Annotated in this window: 7 protein-coding genes; 3 read left to right on the top strand and 4 right to left on the bottom strand. The window is 40.3% G+C overall.

Annotated features, from left to right (window positions below; all coding sequences use genetic code 11):
- Positions 1-66: 66 nt before the first annotated feature.
- Both KHA88_RS10185 and KHA88_RS10180 read right to left on the bottom strand, forming a co-directional pair.
- Positions 67-4,410, bottom strand: coding sequence for an alpha-amylase family glycosyl hydrolase (locus tag KHA88_RS10185; protein ID WP_213121851.1), 4,344 nt, complete (start codon positions 4,408-4,410; stop codon positions 67-69).
- A 160-nt stretch (positions 4,411-4,570) separates the two neighbouring features.
- Positions 4,571-5,461, bottom strand: a complete 891-nt coding sequence (locus tag KHA88_RS10180; RefSeq protein WP_213121850.1) for a LysR family transcriptional regulator — start codon at positions 5,459-5,461, stop codon at positions 4,571-4,573.
- A 118-nt stretch (positions 5,462-5,579) separates the two neighbouring features.
- On the opposite strand from KHA88_RS10180, the gene KHA88_RS10175 reads away from it, so the two are divergent.
- Complete coding sequence (locus KHA88_RS10175) at positions 5,580-6,770, top strand: coenzyme F420-0:L-glutamate ligase (protein WP_213121849.1); 1,191 nt, start codon at positions 5,580-5,582, stop codon at positions 6,768-6,770.
- A 44-nt stretch (positions 6,771-6,814) separates the two neighbouring features.
- Here KHA88_RS10175 and htpG read toward each other — a convergent pair whose 3' ends face one another.
- Together htpG and KHA88_RS10165 are read right to left on the bottom strand one after the other, a co-directional pair.
- Positions 6,815-8,686, bottom strand: a complete 1,872-nt coding sequence (gene htpG, locus KHA88_RS10170) for a molecular chaperone HtpG (protein ID WP_213121848.1) — start codon at positions 8,684-8,686, stop codon at positions 6,815-6,817.
- Positions 8,687-9,117: 431 nt separating this feature from the next.
- Positions 9,118-10,029, bottom strand: a complete 912-nt coding sequence (locus KHA88_RS10165; RefSeq protein ID WP_213121847.1) for a nuclease-related domain-containing protein — start codon at positions 10,027-10,029, stop codon at positions 9,118-9,120.
- Positions 10,030-10,200: 171 nt separating this feature from the next.
- Here KHA88_RS10165 and KHA88_RS10160 point away from each other — a divergent pair, with 171 nt between their 5' ends.
- Both KHA88_RS10160 and feoB read left to right on the top strand, forming a co-directional pair.
- Positions 10,201-10,428 carry a FeoA family protein gene (locus KHA88_RS10160; protein WP_213121846.1) on the top strand — a complete coding sequence of 76 codons (228 nt, stop codon included), beginning with the start codon at positions 10,201-10,203 and terminating at the stop codon, positions 10,426-10,428.
- Positions 10,425-12,434, top strand: coding sequence for a ferrous iron transport protein B (feoB, locus tag KHA88_RS10155; RefSeq protein WP_213122283.1), 2,010 nt, complete (start codon positions 10,425-10,427; stop codon positions 12,432-12,434). The genes KHA88_RS10160 and feoB overlap by 4 nt, the downstream gene beginning before the upstream one ends.
- Positions 12,435-12,445 lie beyond the last annotated feature (11 nt).

The raw sequence follows: 12,445 nt of genomic DNA, 5'->3' as shown, positions 1-12,445 counted from the left end.
ATTGCAAATTAAGTTCTCCTTAACGGAAACAGCCTTTTCCCTATTCTCAGGAAAAAGGCTTGTTCCTCAATTCTTTATTATTGTATATTCTATCGTTTTCGTCGCTTTTCCGATTGCACCGCCGTCATTTTTGAAAATCACAGATTTATTTTCAGCTGTAGGCTCAATGTGAATCGTGATTTTATTTTCTCCTGTCTGAAGCGAAAGCTTATGGGAAAAGCTCATATCGTCCTTGATAGCCACTCGCTCGCCATTGATGGTGAGGATACCTGCTTTAATCGCGTTGCCCGTGAGCGTGATGCTATCTGACGATACCGTTTGTCCATCCGTATGCGAAGTAACGACAACTGGCTGATCAATCCAGCGGAGGATTTTATCTTGTACAACCATTTCGTTTCCGCCTTGATTTGATACAATGATGGAGAGATCGGTGCCTTGCGCACCGTAGCCATAATAGCTGACATCATCATCAATCGAGTTCGCCGGCGTATGGTCGGCCAGTCCCTCTTGATCCCATGTGCCATTTTTGACGTATTTATATGTCAACTGTTCTCCTTCTTGAGCCTCAATTGTATATTCATAATCATTTGTTACCGCGCCGCCGCGTGTCATCGTCCATGCACCCGTATTCCAGCCGTTTTTGCTGCCTGGCATGGTGATGGCGACTCCTTGAGGTGTATAGGCCGGCGCATTGACCCTAAATGTCACCTTCACAGTGACGAGGTTGGGCGTAACCGTCACCGCATTCGATTTCACCTTATTGCCGGACTGACTGTACACATGCACTTCATATGTGTATGTTTTTCCGTTTATGACGTTTCCATCCCGATACGATTGCTTGCTCATATCAAACAATTGCGCAATCATTTCACCGTCGCGAACAATCGCCACCATATAAGGTTTATTTTCTCCTTCCAGCTTCCAAGAAAGATTAACTTGACCAGATTCCTGCACTGGTTGTTCAAGTGTTGCCTTTTCAACAGGCGCCGTCGTGTCTTCCCCTTTTGTAAAATTCACCGACTGTGCTTCGCTCGCCACCCAAATCCTACCCAGATCACTTGAAAAAGCAAAGCGATATTCATACTTCCCTGCCTCAAGCGGAAGGAAATGGGCGCTAAATACATTTGCGGTCCCATCCTGAGCCGCATAGGCTGCCGGATAAGAGATCCATTTATTGCTTCCTGGTTGTTTAACTTCAAGCTTCGCCTGCAAGCCTTCCATCTGATTGGATTCCGTTTCTCCTTTTACAAAGATGCTTGCAGTGACCGTTTGCTGCCTCGAAAGGTCAATCATATCAGGTTTCAAAGCTGTCACTTTATCAATCTTGTAATTGCCCGCTTTTAGCTCAACGTGAGGAATCACGGCCGTCTCCGTGGCTATTTTTTCAGAACGATTGCCGTTTTTATCTAGTGCAATGACGGCAAAATAATATTTGCGGCCATTGTCCAACCCGTCGATGGTTATTTTATTTTCCGTTGTCTCCTTCACCTTTTTATAAAAAGCCCCTTCGACTGTTGTTTGATAAACGACATAGTTCTTGGCACCGCCTTTCCATGTCAAAGTCGCCTTATGACTACCCTCCACGGCGGATAGTCCTTTCACCGCTCCTGGACGTTTCAGATTTTGGCCTTTGTCAGAAACTAGCATGCGCCCACCCATCGCCGGGACTGTGATCACCAGCTTTCCGTCCTTCGTGACTGCCGTATACTTTTTATTCAGTTGGTCTGTTAATTGGATTCCATTGATGACGAGGTCCTCTACATTCAACTCCACTTTCTGATCTTCATTGCCGCGGTTTGTAACGACGACAGCGAAATTCTTTTCATCGGAACGGGAAAAAGCAAGCACATCTCCCTTAGCATAAAGATGGTCCAGCTCACCATAACTGAACAAATCATGATAATTCGTCCGGACTTTCCCAATCGCTTGGTAATGTTTAACGAGCGCCTGATCTTCGTTGCCCCATGGGTATGTGCGGCGGTCATCCGGGTCCTTGGAGCCGGTAACGCCCGCTTCATCCCCGTAGTAAATTGTCGGAGCACCCGCATAGCCCATTTGCAAAATGGCGGCAAGTTTCAGGCGTTCAACACCAAGCTTGTGCTGATAGTTTTTATCCAGCTCGGCACGCTCAAACGAATCAGTCCCATTTCCAAGAATAAAGGCGGCGCGCGGCGTGTCGTGAGAGCCCATTAAGTTCATCAGCGCGTAAAAAGCCTCCTGCGGATAGTCCTCGTATACGGCATTCAGCTGATTTTCCGCTCCTTCAGCGTTACCGTTTTTCAAATAATTAATCAAGGCATCGCGGAATCGATAATTCATCACCGAATCATAGAGGTCACCAAGGAAATATTCAGATGCATCGTCCCAGATTTCACCGAGAATCAACGGTTCGTCCTTTTTCCCCGTTTTCAACTCTTTGCGGAATTCACGCCAAAACTCTGGGTCCACCTCATTTGCAACGTCAAGGCGCCATCCGGTTGCCCCGCGGTCCAACCACGTTTTTGCAACCGAATCCTTGTCATACATTATATAGTTGGCAAATTGTTCATTGTTTAACTCTGATAAATAGTCGACAGCTTTACCTGGAACCGATTTAATCTCAGGGAGAGAATCAAATCCCCACCAGGCCTGATATTGATAAACCCCGTCCACCTTGCGATTTTCAATATTGAACCAGTTATGGAATCCATATGGGCTGAAAACCTGGCCTTCCGCCTTGAATTTTGATTCTACCTGTTTCTTCGCTTCCTCTTCCTTAACCCCTTTGTTGACGAGGTCATAGACGGCTGACCAATATTCATATGCCCCAACCTTTTCATATTTTCCATAGCGGTCGAAGTAAATCGAATCATCGCCGACATGGTTAAAGACACCGTCCAGTATTAAGTACATTTTTCGTTTCTTCAATTCCTTCGTAAACGCCTTAAATTCCTCCGGCCTTCCAAACATTGGATCGATCGTCTTATAGTCTGTCGCATCATACTTATGGTTGGATGCGGCATGGGCGATTGGATTTAAATAAAGAGTATTTACGCCTAGCGATTGAATATAATCCAGCTTCTTTTGGATGCCTGCAATGTCGCCCCCGAAGAAATCATTCGACCAAATTCCATCGCCTTTATAGCCGCCGGCATCAGCTTCACGCGGATTATCCGGAAGCTCATTCCATTCTTTATGCTCGATCGGCTCGTCGCCCCGGGCAGTCGTTTTTGCAGTATCATTCTTTTTATTTCCGTTATAAAAGCGATCCGGAAAAATTTGAAAGACGACCGCTTCCTTCATCCAGTCCGGAGTCTTGTATGCAGGATCATAAACCGTCAATTGGAAAAATGCTGCGCCTGTATCCACACCGATGCCTTTCCCGCCTTCATGAATGTCTTCCCCGTATTCCTTTTGGGATTCCCCATCACGGGCAATAAATTTATATCCGTAAACGCCTATTTCCTCCGGTTTTATGGTCGCTTCCCAAAATTCTACAAGCGAGCCTTCCAGCTCAAGCCAGCCAGCATATTCCATATCAACCGTTCTAGTATTACCAGATTGATAGTTTTTTAGCTGGACCTTGGCAGCTGTCAAATCTCCCTTCTTTGCGTGAAGACGGAGCTTGACCGACTCACCCTTTTTTACTGCTCCAAATGGAGACCTGTAAGCCGGATCCCATGTGTCGTGGAACAACTTGTCCCCATGTACATTCCCATCCGGCAATCCCGGATCATAATCGGTGTACACTGCCTTAGTATCATGGTTATAAAAGAATGTAATCTCTGTATCTTTTATAACTGTAAGCACAAAATTATTCTCAGGATACGCCGGTGCTGACCAATCCGTTCCGAGCACAATCTTAAACTCGTGTTTCCCTTTTGGAACAACGGCCGTATAGGTGTAAATATTATCGCGGTCTTCATCATGTAAAATCGCCGTCGATTCATCAGGCGCCCATTCTCCGCCTGCATTCAATTTAGGCTGGATATCACCGACAACCCTTGGTTTTTCTTTATCGGAGAGCTCCTTCAGGATCGTGACTCGATGGGTAGCATCATCGTAGATGAATGTGATCTCGGCTTGCTTGTCGAGCGATAATTGGTAGTTGGCACCGTTTCGCTCTCCATTCATTCCATAGTTTTCATCCCAGGAACCGTTTATGGCAATTTTATATTCATAGTTTCCCGCAGGCAGCACCCCTGTGAGCACGTACTTGCCATTTTCCTGCAGCAGCATTTGCGTCGCGGGATCTGCAGGGTTCCACTCGCCCGATGTGCCCAGCTCATCCTGCAAATCTCCGACAAGTGTCACAACCCTCCCTTCAGCATTTGTTGATGGCGGATTGTAGAGCGTTCCAATTGTAACCGTTTGCATAAATAACAAGATGAGGACAATCATGCTGATGGACTTTCTCATCTCACGTTTCATTTATTTCCTCCTTTTTATTTGGTTTTGCGCAACTGTTTGCTCATGCAAACAAACGCATACTTGCAATCTATTATCCCATAGTCTGTATTTTTAGAAAAGTAGGACTTCCATTTTTTTGGTTAAAATTTCTGGAATTAATCCTCCACAAAGCATCGCCTGACTATATTAATTTATTTTCGATAATCTCAACGAATTTTGTTGCGGCATGTGATAAAGGTACATTTTTTAAAAAACAGACACCGATACTTCTCTTTGGTATTTCTTCGATTAGTTGTACTTCATATAATAGGCCTTTATTTATATACTCTTGGGAAAATTCCTTTGTGACGCATGCGATCCCTAAATTGATTTTCGCAAACTCCAATAATAAATCATGGGAGCCTAATTCAAATTCCGGCGAAATCTTTATCCCTTTAGATATTAAATAATCCTCTACAAACTTTCTGGAATTTGAGTTCGGTTCAAGGAGAATTAATGGCAATTTTGCTATTTCATCAATGTTGATTGGTTTGGGTAAAAGCTGCTTGTACTTCTCCCCACAAACAAAAATATCATGGATATCGATACAGGGGATCAGTTCTAATGTGGGATCATCAAGCGGAAAATTACAAATGGCGATATCCACTTCGCCTGCTTTTAATATCGAACAAATCTCTAACGTTGTCCCATTCACAATCTTAAACTTAATATTAGGATATTTATTATGGAAAGCTTCTAAATAAGGAAGTAAAAAGTGCCTAGAGATCGTATCCCCAACACCAATTTTTAATTCCCCAGTCGTTAAATTTTTGAATTCTAAAATCTTCTCTTCTCCAGCATCAATGATATTTATTGCCGAATTAACATAGTCAAAAAGAAGACTACCTTCATATGTTAAAGATACTCCTTTAGGTGTTCGATTAAAAAGACGGACATCTAATTCCCTTTCTAATTGCATAATCGCTTGACTAACGGCTGGTTGTGTCATATAAAGAGCTTTTGCTGCTTTAGAAAAACTCTCACTTTTTCCTACCATACAAAATACTTTATATAAATCTAATTTACTTATCATATAAGCACCCCTTATATCTGCCATTCGATACAGCCATTTTACTTATATCATTAAACTCGTGTATATTACAAGTAAGGACAATATAAAATAAATGTATTAGTCATAAGGAGAGATCATATTGGAACGAGTAGTTGGAACAGTTGCCAGAGGTCTTCGTTGCCCAATCATCAATCAAGGGGACAATATTGAGGAAATCGTTGTAGACAGTGTGTTAAAAGCTGCAGAAGTTGAAGGCTTTCAAATTAATGATAAAGATATCGTTTCAATAACAGAATCCATCGTTGCTCGTGCTCAAGGTAATTATGCGACGATTGATCATATAGCTAAAGATGTGCGTGCAAAATTTGGAGAAGATACGGTTGGCGTCATATTCCCGATTTTAAGTCGCAATCGTTTTGCAAACTGCCTTCGTGGCATTGCAAAAGGGGCTAAAAAGATCGTTTTAATGCTTAGTTATCCGTCTGATGAAGTTGGGAATCACTTAGTCGATATAGACACGCTTGATGACAAGGGAGTAAATCCTTGGACAGATGTTTTAACAGAAAAACAATTCCGTGATCATTTTGGCTATAACAAACATCCTTTTACTGGTGTTGATTATATTAATTATTATAAAACGTTAATGGAAGAATACGGTATTGAATGTGAAGTTATCTTCTCAAATAATCCAAAGACAATTTTAGATTACACAAAAAGCGTTCTTGTTTGTGATGTCCATACAAGATTCAGAACGAAGAAGATATTGAAAGCAAATGGCGGGGAAAAAATTTACGGTCTCGACAACATCTTATCAGAGTCCATAGATGGCAGTGGATATAATGAAGATTATGGTCTCCTGGGTTCCAATAAATCTACTGAAGAGGGTCTGAAACTTTTCCCACGTAATTGCCAATCTACTGTTGATACAATCCAACAGATGCTTAAAGAAAAGACGGGCAAAAATGTAGAAGTCATGGTTTATGGAGACGGGGCATTCAAAGATCCAGTCGGTAAAATTTGGGAGCTCGCTGATCCAGTCGTATCACCGGCATACACATCAGGACTTCAGGGTACACCTAATGAAGTAAAGTTAAAATATCTTGCTGATAATAACTTTGCTGACTTAAGAGGTGAAGAACTGAAACAAGCGATCTCGCAATTCATTAACAATAAAGATGCTGATCTTGTGGGGTCGATGGAATCTCAAGGAACTACACCGAGAAAACTGACGGATCTTATTGGCTCTTTATCTGATTTAACATCAGGAAGCGGAGATAAAGGTACACCAATTGTCTTTATTCAAGGGTATTTTGATAATTTTACAAAATAAAATGACCAAAATAGGAGCATGGAAATTTTCCACGCTCCTATTTTTTATGCCATTACTTTGCAAATATCATTTGTAAACTCGACTGGATCCTTGATTGGCAAGCCTTCAATTAATAGGGCTTGATTGTATAAAAGATTTGTATACAATGTTAATTTCTCTTGATCATTTTCAAAAGCTGCTTTTAATGATTGGAAAACTTCATGATTTGGATTAATTTCCAACACCTTTTCAGCTTGGATGTTCTGGTTATCAGGCATAGCGCTGAGGATTTTTTCCATCTCAATCGTTACCTCTCCATCTGTAGAAAAGCATACAGGATGGGATCTTAATCTTTTTGATGCCCTGACATCCTTGACTTTGTCTGATAAAATATTTTTCATGAAATCAAACAGGTCTTTGTTTTCTTTTTCTTCTGTCTCCGTTTTTTCCTTTTCATCGATTCCTAAGTCACTGCTTGATACCGATTTGAATTCCTTCTCTTTATAGCTCATCAACATTTTAATGGCGAATTCATCAACCTCATCGGTAAAGTACAATATTTCATACCCTTTTTCGGATACAAGCTCTGTCTGAGGCAACTTTTCGATTCTTTCATTCGATTCACCTGAAGCATAATAAATATATTTTTGGTCCTCAGGCATTCTCGAAATATATTCATCCAGCGTCACTAGTTTCTTCTCTTTAGAAGAGTAGAACATCAATAAGTCCTGCAGTACATCTTTATTGGCACCAAAGTCGCTATAAACACCATATTTCAACTGTCTGCCAAAAGAATCATAAAAAGTGACATACTTGTCCCGATCATTTTTCAGGAGATTTTGCAATTCGCTTTTAATTTTTTTATTAATATTATTTGCGATTCGTTTTAATTGACGATCATGCTGTAGAATTTCCCTTGAGATGTTCAGCGATAAATCCGGTGAATCGACCATTCCTTTTACAAAACTAAAATAATCAGGGAGCAGGTCTGCACATTTGTTCATTATTAATACGCCATTGGAATATAACTCTAAGCCTTTTTCGTATTCCTTTGAGTAGTAGTCAAATGGTGTTTTTTCAGGAATATATAAAATGGCGTGATAACTTACCGCCCCATCTACGCTCGTATGAATATGTGCTAAAGGCTTGTCGAATCCATAATGCTTCTCTGCATAGAAATTCTCATAATCTTCATCAGATAGCTCGCTTTTATTTTTTCTCCAAATCGGAACCATACTGTTGATCGTCTGTTCTTCCTGATACTCTTCATATTCATTTTCGCTGCCTTCTTTAAGCTTGCTCTCGGTCACATCCATTTTAATCGGGTAGCGTATGAAGTCCGAGTATTTTTTAATGATTGATTTTAAACGATATTCTTCTACATACTCATCATAATTCTCTTCTTCAGTATTTTCTTTGATTTTTAAAGTGATTTCAGTTCCGACCGAATCTTTTTGTGTTGACTCGATCGTATACCCATCCGCCCCAGCGGATTGCCACTTAAATGCTTCATCGCTTCCTAAAGCCTTGGTGATCACTGTGACCTCATCAGCAACCATAAACGCTGAATAAAATCCAACACCAAATTGACCGATGATTTCATGCTCATCTTTTAATTCATTTTCCGTTTTAAACTCTAATGAACCACTCTGGGCAATAATCCCAAGATTAGATTCCAATTCTTCCTTCGTCATGCCAATACCAGTATCAGTAATGGTTAACGTTCTGTTTTCCTTGTCAGCGGCAACTTTTATGTAGTAACTGTCTTTGTTAAAGGATAATGAGTCATCCGTTAACGCCTTGTAATAAATCTTGTCAATTGCATCACTCGCATTGGAAATTAACTCTCTTAGGAAAATTTCTTTTTGAGAATAGATAGAGTTGATCATCATTTCCAATAGCCGCTTAGATTCTGCTTTAAATAGCTTTTTTTCCATGATTGTTCCCCTTTCTTAGTAAAAGATATCTTTGATGACCCTATTTTAGCACTCTATCGGATAGAGTGCTAATGAAAAGTTAATGGATTTTGGTACGGCGATTCTGTCCAGGATCAGATGCGAAGATGAAGACAGATTCCTACATTTTAAGATAAATCTGTCTTCATACACCAGGGATGAAGACAGATTGTTTACATTTTTAGACAAGTCTGTCTTCATATAGCAAGGATGAAGACAGATTGCTTACTTTTTATGATAAGTCTGTCTTCATATAGCCAGAATGAAGACAGATTGCTTACTTTTCAGATAAGCCTGTCTTCATATAGCTAGATTGAAGACAGACTGCTTACTTTTTATGATAAATCTGTCTTCATACAGCGAGGATACATACTGGAATTGAATATCATTTAGCTCGGTATCCATGAAAGCAACTATGAATTAACATAATAGGAGGACCAGCCATACCCTAACCTTTTATAGTTTTTCGTTAAGATCCTTTCTATGGTTTTTTTAGAAACAATAGCCTCACACCATTCGTGAACGGCGTTTGTTGTGATTTTTCTGTCTGGGAAAAGAAGCGTTAATTCCTCTATGCTCCGTAAAATAGCAGATTTGATTTCCTCTTTATAACCGCAGCTATTACATGCCAATTTGTATTTTTCGACTGAAATCAAAAAAGACTGACAACCTTCACAAATCACACCTTTTCGCAGCTGCTCATAATCATAATTCGGTAATTGCGTAAAAGAAGATTCATTCATATGTTTCGCCACAAGCAGGTCAGCAAACTTGGAGTGTTTTTCATTTAGTTTTGATGATCTTTTATTTAAATTTTTCATAAAACGGTTAAGCTGTGTTGGAAAAATAATGGGTAGGTCTCGAGGGGCTTGGTATAGAGTAAATTCGGGGTTGATAAAAATAAGGTATGCTTCGATGGAAAGGTTGAGCTTATGGTCTTGGAGTAAGCGCCGGAGTAAGGATTCGCTTCTTCTCAATTGAAGCAGTGGATCCTTAATTTCATTTCGGGACGCCGTGTACCACCGGTCTGCTTCGATATAAAAGTCACCTTCAAAATTTTTTACATCGATAAGGAATATGCCTTTTTGAGAAATGAGCAGTGAATCAATTTGAAAGATTGTGTTGCCAACTTCAAACAATAAGTCACTTAGGATCAACCATTCACCTGAAAGGTTGTCCAGCAACATATCAAATTTCAATTCACCTTCATAACCTTTTTCTAAGTTTGAAAAATGCCGCTTTTCTTTTTCAGACAAATTCGTTCGTATGTGTAAATATCTTAGTTGCTTTAGTTCCGCTGATTCACATCTTGATTTGATAAACATTTTCCACTTCCTTTCTTTATTTTAAAGCTATCATAGACTTATTGAAATTTTCAATATAATCTTGAGTGATGTCGCAAAAAATCCCTTTATTTTTTTATTTACAAATGATTATCATTCTCATACAATTAAAGAAGAATGAGACTCATTATCAATTAGATTGAGGTGTATAGAATGGTTTTATCGGATATACACGCTGGAGAAAAAGTACGAATTATTAATACGGATTGGATAAACGAGCTTGTTCAACGCCGGTTATTGGATCTTGGAATTATGGAAGGGTCCGTCCTTAAGATAAAGCGCATTTTACCATTAGGCGGGCCAATTACGATTGAAGCCAAAGGTCAATTAATAGGGATTCGCCGCTGCGAAGCTAAGAAGATTCGGGTGGAAAGTGTATAAATAATATAGCATTAGTTGGCAACCCCAATACGGGTAAAACATCTTTATTCAATAAACTAACAGGTTCCTATGAATATGTGGGAAACTGGACCGGGGTTACGGTTGAAAAGAAGGTCGGGATTTTAAAAAATAAGGCCGGACATTTAGTCGATTTACCGGGCGTATACTCCCTTAATCCCTTATCCAAGGATGAAGGAGTGGCCACTCATTTTCTTTTATATGATGATGTTGCCACCATTTTAAATATTGTTGACGCTTCCCAATTGGAGCGTAATTTATACTTAACATTGCAATTATTAGAGTATGGAAAACCACTTGCCATCGGATTAAATATGGTAGATGTCGCAAAGACAAGAGGGATTGAGATCGACATCCCCCTTTTATCTGAACGTCTTGATTGTTCTATTGTTCCCATAGTCGCACGTTCTGGGGCTGGTTGTGATGAATTAGCTGCAAATCTTTCATCAACTATGCATCAACAAACTACACTTGTTATCGATTATGGAAGGATTATCGAGGAAGCGATTCAGGATTTTACGGCATTGCTTCCTGAAGATGAGGATATACCGCCAAGAAGATGGTTAGCCCTGCAATTTTTTGAAGGAAACCAGGTGGTTAAGGATCTAGTTTTAAAGTATCTAACTGAATCTACCGCAAAAGAACTATTTGAAAAAACGGAAAAAAGGCTACAATCTGAAACAATATCAAAATCATTGGCACACCATATTCGGACGATACGCGGCAACTATATACAAGCTTTATTATTATGCTGTGTCAACACTACGAAAAAAGCTGAATATACGATGACTGATCGGATTGATCAAATCGTAACAAATAAAGTGCTTGGACTTCCTATTTTTATATTATTTACTTATCTCATTTTTAAACTGACCTTTGACTGGTTCGGGACCCCGCTTTCAGATGGATTGGATGCTTTTATTACGGGGCCGTTAACAAATACACTGAACAGCTTGCTAATGACTGCAGGTGCAACCGAGTTTATCCGAGCCCTGATTTTACAAGGAATCATTGCTGGGGTCGGCGGAGTCCTCGTTTTTGTACCGCAAATTTTTATGCTTTTCTTTATGATTTCGTTTATTGAGGATTCAGGCTATATGGCGCGCGTTGCGATGGTGATGGATAAAATTATGGAGGGCGTTGGCTTGAACGGGAAAGCCTTCATTCCGATGATTATCGGATTTGGCTGCAATGTGCCTGGGATTATGGCCGCAAGAACGATCGAACAACCAAAGGAACGGCTGCTCACGATTATTTTAAATCCACTGATGTCTTGTTCGGCCAGGCTGACGGTGTACAGCTTATTTGTCGGTGCATTTTTCAAACAAAACCAAGCTTTGATTGTGCTTTCCCTATATTTATTAGGGATTGTGCTTGCCTTATCACTTGCGAAAATCTTTTCAGCGACCATTTTAAAACAAGCCAGTTCATTTTTTGTGATTGAATTGCCGCCTTATCGATTCCCGCAATTCAAAACTTTATTGCAAAGCACGTGGGAGAAAGGAAAAGGATTTGTCCGTAAAGCCGGTACCTTTATATTTGGCGGTTCCGTTATCATTTGGTTATTAACTTATGCAGGGCCGAGCGGGTTAAACGTCCCGATGGATGAAAGTTTCCTTGCATTGATTGGCGGCGCGATTGCACCCGTTCTGCATCCGATCGGATTCGGAAACTGGCAAGCCGGGGCCGCGTTGTTAACCGGTTTTCTGGCAAAAGAAGTCGTTGTCTCAACCATGAATATTATTTACGTAGCGCCCGACATGCACACATTACAAGGAGTGATGACTGACTATTTTACACCGCTATCAGCCTATAGCTTTTTGGCCTTCATCTTGCTTTATGTACCATGTTTGGCAACGGTCGCGGCGATTAAAAAAGAAACCAGTTCAGCAAAATGGACATGGTTTTCAGTGCTTTACGCGCTCATCATTGCCTATGTAGTTTCCATTATCATTTATCAAGGTGGTCTTCTCTTAGGACTCCATTAATATGAAGGAAG

This window comes from Lederbergia citrea (assembly GCF_018343525.1).
Lineage (GTDB): Bacteria > Bacillota > Bacilli > Bacillales > Bacillaceae_C > Lederbergia > Lederbergia citrea.
The sequence above is the reverse complement of the archived record's forward strand: the minus strand, read 5'-3'. Positions and strand labels throughout refer to the sequence as shown.